Annotated in this window: 19 protein-coding genes; 10 read left to right on the forward strand and 9 right to left on the reverse strand. The window is 73.0% G+C overall.

The genetic code is table 11. The features are described 5' to 3' along the window. Positions 1-14 precede the first annotated feature (14 nt). A complete protein-coding gene (locus ACBJ59_RS33980; RefSeq protein WP_375114284.1) occupies positions 15-425 on the reverse strand; it encodes a hypothetical protein in 411 nt (136 codons plus the stop codon). Between the two features lie 125 nt (positions 426-550). Between ACBJ59_RS33980 and ACBJ59_RS33985 the strand changes: the two genes are divergently transcribed. After that, entirely contained in the window at positions 551-877 is a 327-nt protein-coding gene (locus ACBJ59_RS33985; protein ID WP_375114285.1) for a hypothetical protein, read from the forward strand. Positions 878-915: 38 nt separating this feature from the next. Here the strand turns inward: ACBJ59_RS33985 and ACBJ59_RS33990 are convergent, their stop codons facing one another. Further along, positions 916-3,420 carry a tetratricopeptide repeat protein gene (locus tag ACBJ59_RS33990; protein ID WP_375114286.1) on the reverse strand — a complete coding sequence of 835 codons (2,505 nt, stop codon included), beginning with the start codon at positions 3,418-3,420 and terminating at the stop codon, positions 916-918. 153 nt (positions 3,421-3,573) lie between these two features. Between ACBJ59_RS33990 and ACBJ59_RS33995 the strand changes: the two genes are divergently transcribed. The 4 genes from ACBJ59_RS33995 to ACBJ59_RS34010 all read left to right on the forward strand — a co-directional run bounded on the left by ACBJ59_RS33995 (position 3,574) and on the right by ACBJ59_RS34010 (position 6,590). Beyond that, the gene (locus tag ACBJ59_RS33995; RefSeq protein ID WP_364131957.1) at positions 3,574-4,029 is read left to right on the forward strand and encodes a carboxymuconolactone decarboxylase family protein; all 456 of its coding nucleotides are present in this window, start codon (positions 3,574-3,576) and stop codon (positions 4,027-4,029) included. Between the two features lie 49 nt (positions 4,030-4,078). Continuing rightward, the gene (locus ACBJ59_RS34000; protein ID WP_375114287.1) at positions 4,079-4,555 is read left to right on the forward strand and encodes an iron chaperone; all 477 of its coding nucleotides are present in this window, start codon (positions 4,079-4,081) and stop codon (positions 4,553-4,555) included. 201 nt (positions 4,556-4,756) lie between these two features. Continuing rightward, the gene (locus tag ACBJ59_RS34005) at positions 4,757-6,214 is read left to right on the forward strand and encodes an MDR family MFS transporter (RefSeq protein ID WP_375114288.1); all 1,458 of its coding nucleotides are present in this window, start codon (positions 4,757-4,759) and stop codon (positions 6,212-6,214) included. 82 nt (positions 6,215-6,296) lie between these two features. After that, a complete protein-coding gene (locus ACBJ59_RS34010) occupies positions 6,297-6,590 on the forward strand; it encodes a carboxymuconolactone decarboxylase family protein (RefSeq protein ID WP_375114289.1) in 294 nt (97 codons plus the stop codon). A gap of 78 nt (positions 6,591-6,668) precedes the next feature. Here ACBJ59_RS34010 and ACBJ59_RS34015 read toward each other — a convergent pair whose 3' ends face one another. The 6 genes from ACBJ59_RS34015 to ACBJ59_RS34040 form a co-directional block, all read right to left on the reverse strand. Then, a complete protein-coding gene (locus ACBJ59_RS34015; protein ID WP_375114290.1) occupies positions 6,669-7,391 on the reverse strand; it encodes a DUF3027 domain-containing protein in 723 nt (240 codons plus the stop codon). Continuing rightward, positions 7,379-8,212, reverse strand: coding sequence for a carbohydrate deacetylase (locus ACBJ59_RS34020; protein ID WP_375114291.1), 834 nt, complete (start codon positions 8,210-8,212; stop codon positions 7,379-7,381). The genes ACBJ59_RS34015 and ACBJ59_RS34020 overlap by 13 nt, the downstream gene beginning before the upstream one ends. Next, entirely contained in the window at positions 8,209-9,609 is a 1,401-nt protein-coding gene (locus tag ACBJ59_RS34025; protein ID WP_375114292.1) for an MFS transporter, read from the reverse strand. Before ACBJ59_RS34025 ends, ACBJ59_RS34020 begins: the two co-directional genes overlap by 4 nt. Before the next feature lie 4 nt (positions 9,610-9,613). Continuing rightward, a complete protein-coding gene (locus tag ACBJ59_RS34030; protein WP_375114293.1) occupies positions 9,614-9,736 on the reverse strand; it encodes a hypothetical protein in 123 nt (40 codons plus the stop codon). Between the two features lie 153 nt (positions 9,737-9,889). Beyond that, entirely contained in the window at positions 9,890-11,026 is a 1,137-nt protein-coding gene (locus ACBJ59_RS34035; RefSeq protein WP_375114294.1) for an acyl-CoA dehydrogenase family protein, read from the reverse strand. Beyond that, the gene (locus ACBJ59_RS34040; protein WP_375114295.1) at positions 11,023-12,813 is read right to left on the reverse strand and encodes an AMP-dependent synthetase/ligase; all 1,791 of its coding nucleotides are present in this window, start codon (positions 12,811-12,813) and stop codon (positions 11,023-11,025) included. The genes ACBJ59_RS34035 and ACBJ59_RS34040 overlap by 4 nt, the downstream gene beginning before the upstream one ends. Positions 12,814-12,988: 175 nt before the next feature. On the opposite strand from ACBJ59_RS34040, the gene ACBJ59_RS34045 reads away from it, so the two are divergent. Then, entirely contained in the window at positions 12,989-14,197 is a 1,209-nt protein-coding gene (locus ACBJ59_RS34045; RefSeq protein ID WP_375114296.1) for a TetR/AcrR family transcriptional regulator, read from the forward strand. Between the two features lie 118 nt (positions 14,198-14,315). Here the strand turns inward: ACBJ59_RS34045 and ACBJ59_RS34050 are convergent, their stop codons facing one another. After that, entirely contained in the window at positions 14,316-15,038 is a 723-nt protein-coding gene (locus ACBJ59_RS34050; RefSeq protein ID WP_375114297.1) for a GntR family transcriptional regulator, read from the reverse strand. 168 nt (positions 15,039-15,206) lie between these two features. Here ACBJ59_RS34050 and ACBJ59_RS34055 point away from each other — a divergent pair, with 168 nt between their 5' ends. From ACBJ59_RS34055 to ACBJ59_RS34070, 4 genes are all read left to right on the forward strand, one after another. Beyond that, a complete protein-coding gene (locus ACBJ59_RS34055; protein ID WP_375114298.1) occupies positions 15,207-15,860 on the forward strand; it encodes an N-acetylmannosamine-6-phosphate 2-epimerase in 654 nt (217 codons plus the stop codon). After that, complete coding sequence (locus tag ACBJ59_RS34060; RefSeq protein ID WP_375114299.1) at positions 15,857-16,804, forward strand: ROK family protein; 948 nt, start codon at positions 15,857-15,859, stop codon at positions 16,802-16,804. The genes ACBJ59_RS34055 and ACBJ59_RS34060 overlap by 4 nt, the downstream gene beginning before the upstream one ends. A gap of 42 nt (positions 16,805-16,846) precedes the next feature. Beyond that, entirely contained in the window at positions 16,847-17,059 is a 213-nt protein-coding gene (locus ACBJ59_RS34065; protein ID WP_364131978.1) for a hypothetical protein, read from the forward strand. Between the two features lie 178 nt (positions 17,060-17,237). Then, positions 17,238-18,875, forward strand: coding sequence for a serine/threonine protein kinase (locus ACBJ59_RS34070; RefSeq protein ID WP_375114300.1), 1,638 nt, complete (start codon positions 17,238-17,240; stop codon positions 18,873-18,875). Positions 18,876-18,899 lie beyond the last annotated feature (24 nt).

The following is an 18,899-nucleotide window of genomic DNA, read 5'->3' on the forward strand; positions in this document are numbered from 1 at the left end:
TGATCGTTCCCGAGCTACCCACGCGGGATGCAGTCTGTTTCGCCCGCGGCCTTCGCCTCATGGTCGCTGGGCGTCTCCACAGTGATGCTGGTACGGGCCGGGGCAAGCTTGAGCGTCGTCCTGAGAGAACCGGCGCTGTAGGGCTCATGCACCTTGTAGCCCCACGTCGTGCTGAGCCGTCCCGCCATCTCGGCAATGAGGTGGTCATCGAACCTGTTGTACGTGGTCCTCACGGCGTACGTGCGCTTGACCCCATCCGTCCCGCAGGGCACGTCCTTGCCGCCCGGATCGGTGACCACGATCTCCTCCGGACCCGTCTGCTCCATCATCTCGGTGATGTGCCGCTCAAGGGTCTGACCGGCCTGTTCCACCGTCGGGCCGGGGTCGGGCGTCGAGCAGCCGGCCAGGACAGCGAGCAGCGCCACGGCAGTCGCACCACGCCACACCGGTGTCATCGGCATCGTCTCCGTTCCGAACGTCGGGCCAGCCGCTCCCATACTCCTCCACCCCACCTCAGGCGTACCCGTAACGTCGAGATGGGTTGGCTGCGATGAGCGAGATGCCGGTGGACAATCCCCGCTACGAGGCGCTGCGGCAGGCGCTGGCCAAGGTGGAGCAGCACGTCGCCAGGCTCGAGGCGGCGCTGGACGAGCCGTTCGCCCTCTTCTCCGGCGACACCGTGTGGATCGGGCCCGTCGCCAGGAGGTTCGGGGAGGACCTGAGTCATTACAGGAAGCGGCTCAAGCAGCAGGCCGAGACGGTGCTGGCCGAGCTGGAGGCGGAGCTCCGGCGGACGCCGCCGAAGGTGTCCCCGGCCGTCGCGCGGCAGGAGAGCGCGCGGCTGAGCGGGGAGCCCCGGACGTTCACCGCCTTCTAGGGGCTGGACGGCCGGTCCGGCGTCAGGCTGGTCCGGCGTCAGGCCGGTGCGAGGTCCTGGCGGATGGCCTGTGCCGCGGCCCGGTGGTCGGCGGCGGCGGGCGGGTCCGTCTCGTCGAGCACGGCGGCGATCCCCTCGTGGGCCAGCGCCTCCTTGTGCCGGTAGCCCAGCTTCGGGGCCAGCTCGAGCGCCTGACGGTGCAGGCGCAGGGCCTCGTCGGGCAGGCCGGCCAGCCGGCAGGTCTCGCCGTAGGCGTGCAGGAAGTGGATCTTCCAGTGTTCCTCGAACAGCTCGTCCAGGAGGGCGAACGCCTGCCGGTGGCTGGCCAGTGCCTCCTCGTGGCGGCCCGTCTCGCGCAGGGCGACGCCCAGGCAGTTGAGGCACCACGCCTCGTTGTGCTTGTGGCCGTCCTCGCGGGCGAGCTCCAGAGCCTGGCGCAGGTGCTGCGCGGCCTCGTCGGGCTGCTCGTGGACGATGGCCATGCCGAGGGTGATCCGGGCCGTCAGCGCGGCCGGCCAGGCGGGGTCGGCGTGCGCCACGTCCAGCACCTCGCGGGCCAGCCGGGCCGCCTCCTCGTGCCGTCCCAGCTGCAGCATCGCCCAGGCCTCGTCCGCGGTCGCGTGGGCCGCGCCCTGCGGGCAGCCGGCGGCGGCGTACAGCTCGCCCGCCCGCCGGAAGAGCTCGAACGGCTCCTCGACGTCGCCCTCGTCCCATCTCAGGTGGCCGCGCCGCATGATCAGATCCGCCTCGGAGCGGGTGTCCCCGGCCTGGGAGACCAGCGGTGCCGCCGCCTCGTACGCGGCGCCGGCCTCCGCCATCCGGCCCGCGTTGTAGCGGGCGAAGCCCAGGTCGCTGTGCGCCTCGGCCAGTTGCCACGAATCGCCCAGCCGCTGCGCGGCCACCAGCGATCGTTCGAAGAGGACGTTGAGGTGCGTCGTGCCGCAGCGCCGCGCGAAGAACGCCCGCATGAAGCGCGGCAGCTCGCACGCGTGCGCGTCGGCTCCGGTGGCGACGGCCAGCTCGAAGGCGCCCATCAGGTTCGTGTACTCCGTGGCGAACCAGCCGAGTGCCGCGTGCTTGTCGGTGAACCGGGGCAGCTCGGCCGGGGGCCGGCCCGCGGAGGGCGCGCGGCTGCCCGACACGTACGGCATCGCGGCGTCGGCGGCGGCCGCCGCGTGCACGTAGTAGTCGAGCACCCGGCCCAGCGCCTGCGCCCGCTCCTCCGCGGAGTCCTGCTCCGCGGCGGCCCGGTGCGCGTACTGGTGCACCAGGTCGTGCAGCGTGTAGCGGCCGGCCGACGGCTGCTGGACGAGGTGGGCGTCGAGCAGGTCCTCCAGCATCGTCCGGGCGCCGCGCAGCGGCACGTCCGCCAGCGCCGCCGCCACGTACTCGTCGAAGGACGACCCGGACAGCAGGCCCAGCAACCGGAACATCCGGCGCTCGGCCCGGTCGAGCTGGCGTACGGACATGGCGAGCGCGCTGTCGAGCTCGCCGGCCCCCTCCGCGATCCGCTCGGCCAGGATGCCCACGGTCCAGCCCGGCCGGTGCCGCAGCCGGGCCCCGGCCAGGCGCAGCGCCAGCGGCAGGTGACCGCACAACCGCAACACCTCGGCCGCGGCCTGCGGGTCGCGGGCCAGCCGGCCGTCCGGACCGCTGGGGTCGCCGCTGGCGCGGGCCAGCAGCTCCGCGCTCTCCTCCGGGGTCAGCACGTCCAGTGACACCGGAGGCACCTCCTCCAGGCCCAGCAACCGGTTGCGGCTGGTGATCAGGGCGACGGAGGAGCCCGCGCCGGGCAGCAGCGGGCGGACCTGGTCGGCGCCGGCGGCATTGTCGAGGACCACGACGGCCCGCCGGCCGGCCAGCTCCGACCGCCAGCAGGCGGCCAGCGGCTCGACACCGCCCTCCTGCGGGATCTTCTCCGACGGGACGTCGAGCGCGGCGAGCAGTGCCCGCAGCGCGGGGTCGGGATCGAGCGGCTCGCGTCCCTCGGTGAACCCGTGCAGGTCCAGATAGAGCTGGGCGTCCGGGTATTCGGCAGCCAGCCGGTGCGCGGCGTGCACCGCCAGGCAGGTCTTGCCGACACCCGCCATGCCGTCGACGGCGACCACCCGGCTGCTGCCCACCGCGTCGAGGACGGCGGCGAGCTGGGCCGCGCGCCCGGTGAAGTCGGGCACGTCGCGCGGCAGGTCGTTGCGGGGCGGGAGCGGGGCGCCGGCGGGCGGCGACGGGGGCTGGACCTGGCGGCTCGCCTTCGGGGGCGCGGGCAGGGGGTTCGTCGCCCGGGCCCACAGGGGGCGCAGCGGGCGGGGGTCGCGCTTGACCAGGCGGCAGAGCTCGATCACCACGGGCCAGGGCGGCACCGACTGGCCGCTGAGGTAGCGCGACAGCGACGACGAGCTGAGGCCCGTGTCCCGCGCGAGGGCGCGCACGCCGCGCCCGGACAGCTCCTGGAGCAGGCGCAGCCTGGCGGCCAGCTCGTCCTGGGGGTCCGCCTTGGCCGTCCGCTGTTGCACCACCACCGGGGTCCTGCCTTTCTGTCCCATCGCGGAAGAAACCTATCGGGACAAATCGCTGCAGGCCAACGCCGTTCCAACTGTCCCACGGTGTCCCACCGCCGTCGTCATGGCAAGCCCGTCCCGCTGTGATGGAGTCACGCCCCGAGGGACGGGGCGGCGATCCGGAAGAGGAGCACCACGATGCAGTCCCGTATGCAGAACCCGGCCTTCGTCCTGCCCGACGCGATGCAGCCCATCCAGGAGCTGTTCAAGGCCGTGCACGCCGGCGGGGTGGACGGTCAGACGCTGGAGCTGGTGCATCTGCGGGTCAGCCAGATCAACGGCTGCACCTCCTGCGTCGACGCGGGCACCAAGACCGCCCGCAAGGCCGGCGTGAGCGACGAGCGGCTGGCCACGGTCGTCGCCTGGCGGGAGGCCCCGTACTTCACCGACGAGGAGCGGGCGGCGCTCGCGCTGGCCGAGGCCGCGACCCGGCTCGCCGACCGGGCGGACGCGGTGAGCGACGAGGTCTGGGACCGGGCCGCCACCTACTTCGACGAGAAGCAGCTGGCCGCGATCATCCTGATGATCGGCGTCACCAACCTGTTCAACCGGCTCAACGCCACCACCCGGCAGATCGCCGGCGCGTGGGGCTGACCGCAACCGCTCGTCCCTACCAAGAATTCGCGGACAAGGAGATCTCACCATGAACGAAACGCGCAAGGCCACCAGGACGACCACCGCCGCCGGCAAGACGTTCGACGGGTTCACCGACGACGAGCGGGCCGCGATGAAGGAGCACGCCCAGGAGCTGAAGACGGCCGCGCGCCGCGGCTCCCGCGCGTCCGCCGCGGACGCGGAGCGCGACGTGCTCGCGAAGATCGCCGAGATGGCGGACGCGGACCGCGTCCTCGCGGAGCGGATCCATGCCATCGTCAAGGCCGCCGCGCCCGGCCTGTCGCCGAAGCTCTGGTACGGGATGCCCGCCTACGCCAAGGACGGCAAGGTGGTCTGCTTCTTCCAGAGCGCGGCGAAGTTCAAGGCGAGGTACGCGACCCTCGGCTTCAACGACCCCGCGAACCTCGACGACGGCGCCATGTGGCCGACCGCCTTCGCGCTGACGGCGCTGACCCCCGACAGCGAGGCGATGATCGGCGCCCTCCTGAAGCAGGCGGCGAGCTGAGGATGCCCGATCCGGGGATCCCCGTTCACTGCCAGGGGAAACCTGGTGACTTTTCGCACCTCTTGCCGCAATGTTGGGCGGAGACGATGAGTTTTGTCGGTGGCGCCGGTCAGTCTGTGCATGACGACGACTTCCTGTGAGACCGAGGGCTGGGGTGCCAGCCATGACCGCCTTTCGCCCGACGACCCCGATAGAGGTGCCGTGTCCAGCCCACAGCTCGACTCACTAGCCAAGCCCGCGGCAGCCGCCGCGGGCCGCACACCGGCCGTGATCCGGCTGCTGGTGCTCGCCACGTTCGTGGTGATCCTCAACGAGACGATCATGATCAACGCGATCCCCCGGTTGATGGTGGCGCTGCACATCACCGAGCAGACCGCGCAGTGGCTGTCGACCGCGTTCATGCTGACCATGGCCGCGGTCATCCCGATCACCGGGTGGTTCCTGCAGCGGGTGTCCACCCGCCGGGCCTACACCACGGCGATGGGCCTGTTCCTGCTCGGCACGGCGCTGGCCATCGTCGCGCCGTCGTTCGAGGTGCTGCTGGGCGCCCGCATCATCCAGGCGTCCGGGACGGCCGTGATGATGCCGCTGCTGATGACCACGCTGATGCAGGTGGTGCCCGAGCAGGACCGGGGCCGGGTGATGGGCAACGTCACCCTGGCCATCTCGGTCGCGCCGGCGATGGGCCCGACGGTCTCAGGGGTGATCCTCCAGTTCGGGTCCTGGCGCCTGCTGTTCGCCGTGGTGCTCCCCATCGCCGCCCTGATCACCTGGAGCAGCCTGAAGCGGCTCGAGAACGTCGGCGAGCCCAAGTTCAGCAGCATCGACTGGTTCAGCGTGGCGACCGCCGCGGCCGGCTTCGGCGGCCTGATCTACGGGCTCAGCCGGTTCGAGGGCGGCGATGTCCGCGTCGCCGCCGCGATCGTGGCGGCCGGGGTGGTCACCATCGCCGTCTTCGTCCTGCGCCAGCTGTCGCTGCAGAAGCGCGGCGTGCCGCTGCTGGACCTGCGCACCCTGCTCCACCGCACCTACACGGTCGCGCTGATCATGATGTCGGTGGCCTTCATGGCGATGCTCGGCTCGATGATCCTGCTGCCGCTCTACCTGCAGAGCGTCCGCGGGCTCAGCGCTCTGGAGACCGGGCTCCTCGTGATGCCGGGCGGCCTGGCGATGGGGTTGCTCGGCCCGACCGTCGGCCGCCTGTTCGACAAGTTCGGCGGCCGGGTGCTGGTCATCCCGGGCGCGATCGGCATCATGCTCGCGCTCGCCGGCTTCACCCAGGTCTCGATGACCATGCCCTACTGGCAGATCCTCGGCCTGCACGCGCTGCTGATGGTGAGCCTGGCCGGCACCTTCACCCCGGTGTTCACCCTCGGGCTCGGGGCCGTCCCCCCGCGGCTCTACTCCCACGGCAGCTCGATCCTGAGCACGCTGCAGCAGGTCGCCGCGGCCTTCGGCACCGCGCTCGTGGTCACGGTGATGAGCGCGCGAGCCGACGCCCTGAAGTCCGAAGGGGTCACCGAGGCGCTCGCCAATCTCGACGGCATGCGGCTGGCCTTCATCATCGGCGCGGTGCTGTCCGTTGCCGTGGTCATCACCGCCCTGCTCCTGCCGGCCCGCGCGGCCCAGACCGGCGAGCTCCAGGGGCCCGTGCACTGAGGTCGCGTGCCCCGCGTTCAACCCCGGCCACCGGATTCCGGTGGTCTCGGGGTCAGCGGGTCAGGGCAGTCTCCCGCTGCAGGTGGGACAGCTTCTCGGGGTTGCGTACGGCGTAGAGCCCGGTGATGAGGCCGTTCTCGACACGCACCGCCGGGCCGCGCCGGCGCTCGCCGAGGAGGGCACCCGGCTCTCCGACGCCCACCACGGCGTGTCCGACGAGACCTGGGCCCGGGTGCGCGGGCACTACGACGGCGAGCAGGTCGTCGCGCTGGTCTGCCTGGTCGCCCAGATCAACGCGGCCAACCGGCTCGGCGTGATCGCGCGCAAGGCGGGCGGCTCCTACGAGGCCGGCACGTTCAGCGGCATGACCGACTGATCGCCGGGCGGGCCCCGGGATTGCCGGGCGGGCCCCGGCCCAGGATCGCGGGATCCCGGGCCGGGCCGTCACCCGCGCTCACGAACCGCCCATCGCCTGCCTGCGCTCCGTGGCCATCCGCCTGATCCGTTTCGTACGCCCCGCCTGGGCGAGCAGGCCCAGCAGCGCGAGGTCCGAACTCGTCGCCGCCAGACGTCGCTGCGTCCAGTCCGACCACTCGCCCGGAACGCCGGCCGGCCCGGCCGCCAGGAGCTCGAGATCTCTCACGCGGGCCTCGGCGAGCTCCCGGTCCCGCCCCGGTGGTACGAGCCCGGCCCACTCCCGCCGCTCACCCGCGCCCACCGCCTCCAGCGCCCGCAGGATCACGGCCAGAGCCAGCTCCCGATCGGGCTCGTCGGCGAGTGCGTCGCGCAGCAGCGCCAGACCGCGCTCGTTCATGCTGTCCAGGGCCCGGAGGTACCGCGTCCACCGGCGATGAGCCTCCTGCTCCGCCGGCGTGGACCAGGCTCCCGACTCCTGGAACGCCGCACACCCGTCATGCTCGAAACGGACGCGCCCGTCGAAGGGTGCCGCCGGATTCGCGCACGCGCCGTAGTCCCTGCCCATCTCCCCGGCCAGCGGCAACCAGAACCGGCAGCCACCGCACTGCTCGGAGTACCACTCCTCCTGATAGCCGGGATCCTCGGTACGCCGGTGGCGTTCCGCGACCCACCGCTCGTGGATCGCGGAACGCTCGGCTTCGCCCGGTTGCCTGTCTCGGTACGGCCGCGGGGCCGCCGGCTCATGGGTCAGGAGGCCCACCAGCCTCCCACGACCTCGACGCCCTCGCTCTGCAGGGCGGCGTGCCACACCGGGTCGCGCAGCAGGCGCGTCTCCCAGGTCCGTACGATGCCGTCCGGTCCCGTGACCGCGTCCTCGCGGGACGGGTGCAGGAACAGCTCGCTCGTACCCTCCGGGAGGGCCGCGAGCCGGCGGAGGTAGTCGTCCCGGAGTCGCTCGTACGTACCGAGCTCGCGTGCCGTGCGCCGGTTGGTCGCGATCGTCTGCGGGATGGACACGCCCAGCGCGTCGGCGAGCGCGACGGCGCGCCCGTGCGCCGCCGCGAGCGGCGGCGGGAGCGGACCGCCGAAGTACGGCTCCGGGTCGCGGGGCAGCCGGAAGGCCAGGCCGTGGCGCGCGCACCACTGCAGCGCCTCGGCCAGCCACGACCTGCCGTGCAGGCCGTAGAGGGTGCCGGCATGGGAGTCGGCCGCCACGGGCACGGGGCCCCGGTCGCGCATCCAGTGCAGCTGCGCGTCCGCCTCCCGGATGACGTCGCGGGCCTCGCCGCGGGCCCCGAGGACCAGCGGGTCGTCGCTGAGCGTCCCGTCCTGATCGACGAGGCTCGCCGCGCCGTCGAGGGGCCGCCAGCGCGGGATCCCGCGCTCGCTCGTGAGCGTCACGTGCACCCGCGGCACGACGCCGAGCTCCCAGACCCGCTTCGCGGCCCGCTCCGCGACCGGCGAGACGCAGATGAGCGTCGTCGCGGAGACGTGCCCCTCGGCGAGCAGGTCGGCGATGACCTCCGACGAACCGGGCTCCCGGCCGAGATCGTCCGCCGTGATCACGACGCGCCGGGTCATCGGGGACGCTCCGCGGTGGGCGCGTCAGCGGGCCCCGGGGGCGGCGGTTCGACCGGCTCGACCGGCTCGGCCGCCTCGGGCGGCGTCTCGATCGGGACCGAGATGAGCCGCGCCGCGATCGCGCCGATCGTGGTCAGCACGAACGGGTACGCGCACAGGTACACCCGGAACGCCAGCCCGGGATCGGCCCCGGGGTCGGCCCCCGAGTTGTAGCCGAAGAACACGCCCAGCGACGTGAGCGCGAGCCCGGTCACGATCCCGTTGAGCCGGCCGAAGAAGCCGAACGCGGACAGGAAGAGCCCTTCGCGGTGCTCCCCGTTGCGCGCGGCGTCGGCGTCCAGCACACGGGCGACGATGAGGTCGTTCGTCGCGAGCATCCCCGACCACCCGACCCCGACGAGCACGCCGGCGGCGATGGCGGTGACGAGGTCGGTGGCGAGGAACAGGCCCGCGAAACTGATCGCGAGGACCGCGAAGGCCAGCCGCCAGGTCCACAGGGCGCCACGGCGGGCCACGACGCGCGTCCACACCGCGAGGCCGCCCGCCGAGACGAGGATGACGATCCCCTGCAGGTAGAGCGCGTCCCCGACCGGGAGGCCGAGCGAGTAGCGGACGTACAGCTGGATGCCCGAGAGCACCAGCGCCATGGCTATGCCGTAGCAGGCGCCGGTGAGGCCGACCGTCCAGAACATCGGGTTGCGCACGATCGACCACAGGCTTGGCAGCAGCAGCGGCCGCTCGCGCGTGGAGTAGCGGGGGCTCTCCCGGGCGCCGAGCGCCATGAACACGATCACGACGAGCGCGATCGCGCCATAGATGATCGCGGTGGTCTGGAAGCCCTGGGTGGAGTTCTCGGTGCCGAACACGCTCGTCGTGAGCAGCGGGGTGACCGCGAGCGAGATCACCAGCGCCACCAGCTGGAATCCCTGGCGCAGGCTGTTGGCCACGGCGCGGTCGCGCTCGCGCGGGAACAGCTCGGGGAGCAGCGCGCCGTAGTTCGCGTTGAGCATCGAGTCGAAGGCCTCGCACAGGATCGCGAACACCGCGAACCAGAGCACGAGGCCGAGGCCCTCCAGGGTGGCCGGCGCGGAGAAGAACGCGATCATGCAGGCCGCGAGCAACGGCGCGCCGACGATCAGCCACGGCCGGCGCCGGCCGAACCGGGTCCGGGTGCGGTCGGAGAGGTGGCCGAGCACCGGGTTGTCGATCGCGTCGATGACCGCGTAGATCACCATGACCGCGCCGTAGGCGCGCACGTCGAGCCCGAGAATGTCGACGTAGTAGAGGATCATCGATCCCTTAATCATGTTGATCGGGATGGAGGTGCCGAACATTCCGATGGCGTAGCGCCACGCGGGGGTCCGCGCCGGGGCGGGGGCCGTACCGGGCTGGGACACGCGATCACCTTCTCTTGCCGATGCCGACGCCGATGCCGACGCCGACGCCGACGCCGACGCCGTGCCGGTTGCCGGTACCGGCCCGGATGCCGGTACCGGCCCCGATGCCGACGCCGCGCGGCGTCACCCTCGCACCCGAAGGAGAACAGCGGGTGAAGCGGAGTCGTGCCGCGCGGGACGTCCGCTGCCGGTCCGGTTGCGGTGATGCTGGTCCACCGATCCCGGGCACGTCAAGACAGTAGGTGCGCCCGACCCCACCCGTCCCGGCGAGCCGGCGCGGTCAGAGTCCGTAGGACCTGCCGATGATGTCGCGCTGGATCTCGCTCGTGCCGCCGTACACGGTGGACACCACCGTGGAGCGCAGCAGGCGTTCCATGCCGTACTCCGTCGCGTAGCCGTAGCCGCCCATCATCTGCATCCCGTCCAGCGCCATGGCCTTGGCGAACTCGGTCGCCTTCAGCTTGGCCATCGACGCCTCGCGCGGCAGCTGCCGGGCCGGGTCCGCCTCGATCCGCCGCGCCACGTCGTGCACCAGCAGCCGGGTGCACTCCAGCTCCGTCGCGTGGTCGGCGAGGCGGTGCCGCAGCGCCTGGAAGCTGCCGACCGGGCGGCCGAACTGCCGGCGCTCCCGTACGTACGACACCGTGTCGTCGAACGCCCTGCGCGCGGTGCCGAGCATCAGACCGGCGAGGATCATCCGCTCCAGGTTCAGCCCCGCCATCAGCTGGCGCCAGGCCCGGTCGACCTGCCCGACCACCGCGTCGCCGGGCAGGAAGCAGTCGGTGAAGTACAGGTCATTGACCTCGCGGCCGCCCATCGTCTCGATGCCGCGCACCACGAGCCCGTCGATCCCGGCCGGCACCGAGAACATGGTGAGCCCGTCGTGCCGGTCATCGGACTGGGACGTGCGGGCGACGAGCAGGATGTGGTCGGCGATGTGCGCATTGGAGCACCAGGTCTTCTGGCCGTTGATCAGCCACCCGCCGTCCCGCCGCTCGGCCTTGCAGGTCAGCGCGGCGACGTCCGAGCCGGCACCGGGCTCGGACATCGACACCGCCAGCACCCTGCCGCTCAGGAAGTCGCCGAGCACGCGGCGTTTCTGCTCCTCGCTGCCGAACTTCTCGTAGGAGGCGGCGGTGATCGCGGACGTGGCGAACCCGCCGATCGGCACCTGCCAGTAGGAGGTCGTCTCCAGGAACAGGATCAGGTCGACCATGCTCTGACCGGCGCCGCCGTACGCCTCCGGCACGGCCACCCCGAGCCAGCCGAGCTCGGCCATCTTCCGGTACAGCTCGGCGTTGTGCGGCTCGACGCCCCCGTCGGTCAGCTTGAGCCACTGCTCGCGCGTGCCCGCCTCGCGCCGGCAGAAGTCCTCGATCGCGGCCACGAAGTCGCGCCGCTCATCGGTCAAGGTCACGAAGACGTACCTTCCGCGTAGAGTTCCTCGGTCACCCCGGCGTAGCGTCGCTCGATCACGCGCCGCCGCAGCTTCAGCGACGGGGTGAGCTCCCCGCTCGCCGGGCTCCAGGCGTGGTCGAGCACGCGGAACGCCTTCACCTGCTCCGGCCGCGACAACGCCTCGTTGGCCCGCTGGACGGCCGCGGCCAGCTCGGCGCGCACGCGTGGCTCCGCCGCCAGCTCCTTCAGCTCCACCGCGGCCAGGCCCTGGGCCGCGGCCCAGGCGGGCGCGACCTCCTCGTCCAGCACCAGCAGCGCCGTCAGGTACGGGCGGCGGTCACCCACCACGACCGCGTAGCCGATCAGCGGGTGCGCCCGCAGCAGCGACTCGACCGCGCTGGGTGCGACGTTCTTGCCGCTCGAGGTGATGATCATTTCCTTCTTGCGGTCGACGATCCGCAGCAGCCCGTCGTCGTCGAACCTGCCGATGTCGCCGGTCGGCAGCCACCCGTCCGCGTCCACGACCGCCCGGACCCCACCGTCCGGCTGGAGGTAACCCTGGAACACCAAGGGTCCGCGCACCTGGATCTCGCCGTCCCCGGCGAGCCGGACCTCCATCCCCGGCATGGGCAGGCCGACCGTCCCGGCCCGGTAGTGGCCGGGGAACGTGCTGGTGGCCGCGCCGGTGGTCTCGCTGAGGCCCCAGACCTCCATGATCGTCATACCGAGGCTGCCGAAGAACTCCAGCACCGCGGCCGGGACGGGCGCGGCGCCGCTGCCCAGCCGGGCGGCTTCGGCGAGCCCGATCCGCTCCCGCAGCGGGCGCAGCACGGTCCGGTCCGCGCGCTCCACCGCCTCGGCGAGCCCGGCCGGGAGCGGGTCACCGGTGGCACGGATGCGGTACGCCTCGGCCGCGACCTCCCGCGCCCGCTCGACGGCGGCACGGCGGTCACCGTCCAGACCGGACAGCACCTGCTGTAACCCGGCCGCGAACTTCTCCCACACCCGTGGCACGCCGAAGAACGCCTGCGGCAGCACCCTGGTCAGCGTGGCGAGCAGCCGGGTCGGGTCGGCGCAGATCGTCACATGGCCGGCGGTGTAGAGCGGCAGATAGATGCCGAGCACCCGCTCGGCGATGTGCGCGAGCGGCAGGTACGCGACCGTCCTGGGGTGTGCGGGGGCGGGCTGGACCAGCTCCTGGAGCGCGCACTGGTAGAGCACGTTGCGGTGCGACAGCACCACGCCCTTCGGATCGCCGGTCGTGCCCGAGGTGTAGATCAACGTCACGGGGTCGTCCTGGCCGGCCTCGGCGACCGGCCCGACCTGCCCCGCCGCCCGCAGGTCGGCGTAGCGCGTGTGCTCGCCGGCCGCGTCGTCGATCACGACGACGCCCTTCAGCCCGGGCATCCCGGCCAGCGCGCCCGCCCAGCGCGCCAGCTCGGCGGGGCCCTCCAGCACCACCACGGTCGCCGCGCTGTGCAGGGCGACCTGCCGGAGCTGCTCGGGGCTCAACGTCGCGTACGTCGTGCACGGGATCGCGCCCAGCTCGACCGCGGCGAGGTCGACGACCCAGTGCTCCGGCCGGCTGGACACGCCGATGAGCATCCGCTCGCCGCGCCGCAGGCCCAGCGCCCACAGGCCGCTCGCCACGGACAGCACCTCGTCGTACAGCTCGCGCCAGGTCCGGGTGCGGCCGTCGGCTCCGGTGAGGGCGGGCAGGTGGCCGTATCGGCCGGCGTTGCGCCGCAGCAGCCCTGGCACGGTGTGCGCCCCCACCGCGGCGCGCACGTCCTCCACTGTGATCATCCATCGCTCCCTCCGCCGGGCCCCGAGCGCATCCATCAGAACCCGAACATCGTTCTACTGTCAACACATCCGAATGACCACTTACTTAGCCTGTTGTTCCCCCAGGCAGTCACCGTTATAGCCAGGGCATGAGATGACGATTCCGGAGTCACCTGGCGACCGTTACACTCGGCGCATGCCGACAAGCCCGCCCCGGCGGTCGAAGGATCGCCAGGAGGCGATCGCCCTCGTCGCCGCGGAGCTGTTCTGCGCCCGCGGCTTCCACAATGTCGCCATCGAGGACATCGCCCAGGAGGTCGGCATCACCGGCCCGGCGATCTACCGGCACTTCCCGACCAAGCAGGCCGTGCTCGCCGCGGCCGTGCGGGAGCTGGGCAGCCGCTTCGCGGAGTGCGTGCACGCCGGCGCGCGGGAGGCCGTCCCCTCCGACCGCCTGCCCGCCGCGTTGCGGGCGCTGGTGCGCTACGCGCTCGACAGGCGCACCGTGGCCCGGCTCTACCAGTGGGAGGGCCGCTGCCTCGACGCCGGGCAACGGGCGGAGCTGGCCGTGCCGTTCGACGCCGCCGTACGCATGCTCCGCCAGCTGCTGCTGGACCTGCGGCCCGGGCTCGGCGAGCAGGACGCCGCGTTACTGGTCTCCGCGGCGCTGAGCGCGATCGCGAGCCCGTCCACCCATCGCGCGAGCCTGTCCAGGAGCAAGGCCGAACGCACGATCCTCGACTGCGTCACCACCGTGATCGCCGTGCACCCGCCCGCGCCGCCGCCGCGGCGGACGTCCTCGGGGCGTCGCCGGCCCGACCGGCTCGAATTGCTGCCGCGCCGCGAGCGGCTGCTCGCCGAGGCGATCCGGCTCTTCCACGAACGCGGCTACCACCAGGTGAGCATCTCCGACATCGGGCAGGCCGCCGGGATCAACGCCTCCAGCGTCTACACGCACTTCGCGAGCAAGGCCGAGTTGCTGGCCGCCGCCTACTACCGGGCCACCAGCCGCGTGGAGCACACCACGGCGGCGGCGCTGGCCGACGCGAGCACGCCGGCGCAGGCCCTGAGCCGGCTGATCGACGCGTATGTCGAGATCACGTTCGACCAGGCCGACCTGGCGGCCGTCTACGTCTCGGAGAGCGAGAACCTGGCCCCGGCCGACCTGCGGCGGCTGCGGGCCGCGCAGCGGCGGCACGTCGACACCTGGATCGGCCTGGTGGCCGAGTCGCGTCCGGGGGAAGGGCCGGCCGAGCTCCGCTTCCGGACGCACGCGGCCCTGAACATCGTGACCGACCTCGCCCGCGCCGCCGGTCCGTCGGTGACCGAGGCGAGAACGGCCGCCCTGCTCCGCCCGATGCTGGGCCTGCCCGATCGCACCGAGCGGTCCGCCGCTCCAGCGTGAAGGCGCGGCTCCAGGGGAGCCTGACGTCGCGAATCGTCCAGTCCGGGGCGAACCCATGCGGGATGGGCGCACGCCTCTCGCGAGCAGCGACCGCGTCGGCCCCGGTGCCGCCTGGGGCCTACTGGGGGTCGCGGTAGATGGTGAGCCGGTAGGAGTAGCGATCTCCCCGGTAGAGCGAGTCGGCGCGCTCGACGGCCCGGCCGCGGACGTCGAAGCCGACGCGCCGCACGAGGAACGCCGGGGAGAACGGCGGCGCGCCGAGGGCCCGCGCGTCGTCCGGGTCGAGCACGGTCGCCTTGATGGTCTGCTCCGCCCGGTGCAGGGTCAGCCCGTAGCGGGCCGACAACACCTCGTACAGCGAGCCGTGCAGCTCCGGCCCGAGGTCGTCGGGCACGAGCTCGCCGGGCAGGTAGCTGTGCTCCAGGCACATGGGCTCGTCGTCGGCGGTGCGGATCCGGCGGATGTGCACGACCTGCGAGGACGGGCTGACCTGCAAGGCGTAGCCGATGTCGGCGCCCGCCGGGATGCGCTCGCAGGTGACCTCGAGCGAGCCGGGACGCAACCCGCGCGAGCGCATGTCCTCGCTGAAGGACGTCAGCTCGACGGACTTGCGGACGCGCGGCTCGCTCACGAACGTGCCGGAGCCCTGGACCCGGTAGACCCGGCCCTCCCGCTCGAGCTGGTCGATGACCCGCCGCACGGTGAGCCTGCTCACGGAGAACTCCTCGGCCAGGCCGCGCTCGGTGGGCAACCGGTCGTGCGGGGACAGCGCGTCCACCAGGAGATCCGCCAGGTGCCGGCGGAGCTCCTCGGACCTGGCCGGGGGGCGTTCCGTCTTCATGGCTCAGGAGTCTAACCCGGAATTGGTGTACTCCAATATCTTGACCCCGACTCCTGATTTGCCCTATACCAGTCACATCCATCCCCGCACTCACGATGAGGATCAGGTGGACGTTGCCAAAAAGGGCATGCCCATAGCCGTCGGGGGCATCTCCACGGGGGCACTCCGATGAAGCAGTTGCGCGGCGGCCTGATCGTCTCCTGCCAGGCGCCGGGCGGGCACCCGCTACGCGATCCGGACGTGATCGCCCGCCTGGCCGAGTGCGCCGTGCTCGGCGGGGCGGCCGGGCTGCGGGTCAACTCGGCCGAGGACATCGCCGCCGTGCGCCGCCGTACGGACGTGCCGGTGATCGGCCTGCACAAGGTCAGCCATGGGCACCGGGACGTGATCACACCCACGCCGGAGCTGGCGGCGGGGCTGGTCGAGGCCGGCGCGGACGCGATCGCCGTGGATCTCACGCCGGAGGCCCCCGGGCCGGGGCTGAAGCTGATCGAGCACATCCACGAGCTGGGCCGGCCCGTCATGGGGGACGTCTCGACCCTCGACGAGGGCCTGGCCGCCTGGGAGGCGGGCGCGGACTTCGTCGGCACCACGCTGTCCGGCTACACCGCGCGCCAGTTGCCCACCCCGCACGACCCCGACCTGCGCCTGGTCGGCGCGCTCGCCGCGCGCGGGGTGCGAGTGATCGCCGAGGGCCGCTACCGCACCGAGGACCACGTACGGCAGGCGTTCGCGGCGGGCGCGTGGGCCGTGGTGGTCGGCGGCGCGATCACCGATCCCGTCTCCATCACCCGGCGGCTGGCCGCCGCCGCACCGCGATGACGCCGCTCGCGCTGGCCGTCGACATCGGCGGTACGAAGATCGCGGCCGGGCTCGTGGCACCGGACGGCACGCTCACCGAGCGGCGCAGGGCGGCCACTCCCCCGGGCCCGTCGATCCTCCGTGCCGTCTTCGAGCTCGCCCGGCCGCTGGCGAGCCGGGCGGTGGCCTGCGGGATCGGCACGGCCGGGACCGTCGGCCCGCTGGGGCGCATCGCGTACGCGACCGACCTGCTCACCGGCTGGGCGGGCACCGACGTCAAGGGCGAGGCCGAGCGCGCGTTGCGGCTCCCGACGGTCGTGCTGAACGACTGCCATGCCGCCGGCGCCGCCGAGGCACGGGTCGGCGCGGCCCGCGGCGCGCGCACGGCGCTGGTCGTCGCCATCGGCACGGGCATCGGCGGGGCGATCTGCGTCGGCGGCCGGGTGCGGACCGGAGCGACGGGGACCGTGGGCGGCATCGGCCACCTGCCCGCCCCGACGGACGCGGGCGCGCGCTGCTCGTGCGGGGCGCTCGACCACATCGAGGCGCACGCCTCCGGACCGGCGATCGAGCGCGCCCACCTGGCGGCGACCGGGCAGGCGCTGCCGCTGGCCGAGATCGGCCGGCTCGGCTCCCACGTGATCAGCGACGCTGCGGCGCTCATGGGCCGGGTGCTCGCCGGCGCGGCCAACCTGATCGCTCCCGACGCGATCGTCGTCGCGGGCGGGGTGTCGCTGCTCGGACCGGTGCTGCTGGAGCCCATGACGGCCGCCTACCGTGCCGAGGCCCTGCCGGGCCCCTCCGCCGCGCCGCTGCTCCCGGCCGCGCTCGGCGAGGACGCCGGGCTGGTCGGCGCGGGCCTGGAGGCCCTGGCCCACCTCGGCCCCGAACCACCGTCGCCTCTCGTCGAGGGAGGTGTTCCGGTCCGCGGGATTGATCAAGGGGGTGTTCCGGGCGCATGCTGAACCGCACCTCACTCTAGAAACCACCCGATCTGGGAGCCTCTGATGGCAAAGACATGGATCTTTCTCGTGGTCGGCGTTCTGCTGGTCCTGACCGGCCTCATATGGACGCTGCAAGGGCTGGGGATCGTCGGCGGCAGCGTGATGAGCGGCGTCACCACCTGGGCGATCATCGGCCCCATCGTCCTCCTCGTCGGGCTCGCCGCCGGCTTCGTCGGGCTGCGCCGGCTCCGGGGCGGGTCCAAGGGGCAAGGCTGACCGCTCCTTGCGCCAGGGTTGATCATTCTTCTAAGTTAGGCTCCGTAACTTACGGAAGGTCATCCCATGCTCACCCCGTCCGCCGAGGGGCCGGTCCCCCAGTTCCCGCCCGGCCGGCCGGTCACGGCCCCGAGGACGGCGTCCTGAACGCCGCAGGGCACGACGCCGAGGAGGCCCGGTGCCCGAACCGCTGACCCTGCTCCCGGAAGACCCCACCACCGTCGGGCCGTACCGTCTGGAGGGACGGCTCGGGTCGGGCGGGCAAGGCGTGGTGTACGCGGGCCGTGCCCCCGGCGACGGCCCCCACGAAGACCCCGCCCGTGCCCCTGACGGGGCCCGTGTCGCGGTCAAGCTGCTGCACCCGCACCTGATCGCCGACGGCGACGCGCGGATGCGGTTCCTGCGCGAGGTGGAGACGGCCAAGCGGGTGGCGCCGTTCTGCACCGCGCAGCTGCTCGACTCCGGCTTCGCGGGAGCCAGGCCGTACATCGTCAGCGAGTTCGTGGACGGGCCCTCCCTGCAGGAGTCGGTACGGGAGAGCGGGCCGCGCGGCGCGGCGGCGCTGCAGCGGCTGGCAGTCAACACCGCGACGGCGCTGGCCGCCATCCACGCGGCCGGCGTGGTGCACCGGGACTTCAAGCCGGGCAACGTGCTGCTCGGCCCCGACGGGCCCGTGGTGATCGACTTCGGCATCGCCAAGGCCCTTGACCTGAGCCAGTCGGTCGTCACCAGCCAGCCGATCGGCAGTCCCGCGTACATGGCGCCCGAGCAGATCGCGGGCGGCGACGTCGGGCCGGCCGCCGACCTGTTCGCCTGGGCCGCGACCATGTTCTACGCGGCCACGGGACGGCTGGCGTTCACCGGGGACACCATCCCCGCCACCCTGCACTCGGTCCTGCAGAGCGAGCCCGACCTGAGCCCGTTCGAGGAGCGGCTGGGGCTGCTGCTGCGGGAATGTCTGGCCAAGGACCCGGCCGTGCGCCCCACGGCCGCGCAGCTGGTCGAGCGCCTGCGCACACTACCGTCCCCCACCTGGCAGGACGCCGCGACGGGCACCCCCGCCGGCCCTGACCCCGCCGGGCCCGCCGTCTCCGGCTCCACTGGGCCCGCCGGCCGCACCCCCACCGGACCCGCAGCTCACGGCCCCACCGGGCACTCCCCCGCCTCGAAGGCCTCCGGCCGCCGCGGGTTCGCCGTCGCCTCGGCGACCGCCGCCCTGATCGTCGCCGCCGGCGTCGGCATCGGCGTCTACGCCCTGTCGCCCGCCACCGCCCAGCGGCAGGTGGCGGCGGGCCCGGCGGTGACCACCTCGACCCCGCCGCCATCGGCCGCCCCGTCCACCACCGCGCCCAGCACGTACGAGCTGCTCGTCACGAAGACGCCGGGCAAGGCGACCGACCTCGCCCCGGCGTCCCCCACCAAGGCGCCCCAGAGATCCACGGCCACCCCCACGCGAGACCGCGACTCGACACCGGGCAGCAGCCCCACCACCGCGCCGAAGACGCCCAAGTCGACACCCCGGCCGACCCGCCAGTCGCCCTCCAGCACGGCGACGGCCGCCAAGGAGCCCTCCGCCAAGCCGTCCCTCCAGCCCTCCACGGGCACGGTCACGTGGACCGACGCCAGCGCATACTGCAGGTCGCTGGGGCACACGGTCTCGTTCAGCGGCGGCTGGTCCGGCATGAAGTGCACGGGGACCGACACCCAGGTCACCCCGTCGGCGCTGTGCCAGTGGAAATATCCGGCCTACAGCCACGCCGTGGCCGACCCGCCGGTCAACCCCTTCACGCCGGTGGCCAACTGCAGCCTCTCGTGACCCGCGCGGAGGCGGCGGGCCGAC

This window comes from Nonomuraea sp. MTCD27, assembly GCF_041950495.1.
Taxonomy (GTDB): domain Bacteria; phylum Actinomycetota; class Actinomycetes; order Streptosporangiales; family Streptosporangiaceae; genus Nonomuraea.

Excerpts from the sequence above, each read along its gene's own strand:
- ACBJ59_RS34060 (WP_375114299.1), top strand. The coding sequence starts at position 15,857 with ATGACGCCGCTCGCGCTGGCCGTCGACATCGGCGGTACGAAGATCGCG.
- ACBJ59_RS33985 (WP_375114285.1), top strand. The coding sequence starts at position 551 with ATGAGCGAGATGCCGGTGGACAATCCCCGCTACGAGGCGCTGCGGCAG.
- ACBJ59_RS33990 (WP_375114286.1), bottom strand. The coding sequence starts at position 3,420 with ATGGGACAGAAAGGCAGGACCCCGGTGGTGGTGCAACAGCGGACGGCC.
- ACBJ59_RS34065 (WP_364131978.1), top strand. The coding sequence starts at position 16,847 with ATGGCAAAGACATGGATCTTTCTCGTGGTCGGCGTTCTGCTGGTCCTG.
- ACBJ59_RS34020 (WP_375114291.1), bottom strand. The coding sequence starts at position 8,212 with ATGACCCGGCGCGTCGTGATCACGGCGGACGATCTCGGCCGGGAGCCC.
- ACBJ59_RS33995 (WP_364131957.1), top strand. The coding sequence starts at position 3,574 with ATGCAGTCCCGTATGCAGAACCCGGCCTTCGTCCTGCCCGACGCGATG.
- ACBJ59_RS34000 (WP_375114287.1), top strand. The coding sequence starts at position 4,079 with ATGAACGAAACGCGCAAGGCCACCAGGACGACCACCGCCGCCGGCAAG.
- ACBJ59_RS34045 (WP_375114296.1), top strand. The coding sequence starts at position 12,989 with ATGCCGACAAGCCCGCCCCGGCGGTCGAAGGATCGCCAGGAGGCGATC.
- ACBJ59_RS34050 (WP_375114297.1), bottom strand. The coding sequence starts at position 15,038 with ATGAAGACGGAACGCCCCCCGGCCAGGTCCGAGGAGCTCCGCCGGCAC.
- ACBJ59_RS34040 (WP_375114295.1), bottom strand. The coding sequence starts at position 12,813 with ATGATCACAGTGGAGGACGTGCGCGCCGCGGTGGGGGCGCACACCGTG.
- ACBJ59_RS34055 (WP_375114298.1), top strand. The coding sequence starts at position 15,207 with ATGAAGCAGTTGCGCGGCGGCCTGATCGTCTCCTGCCAGGCGCCGGGC.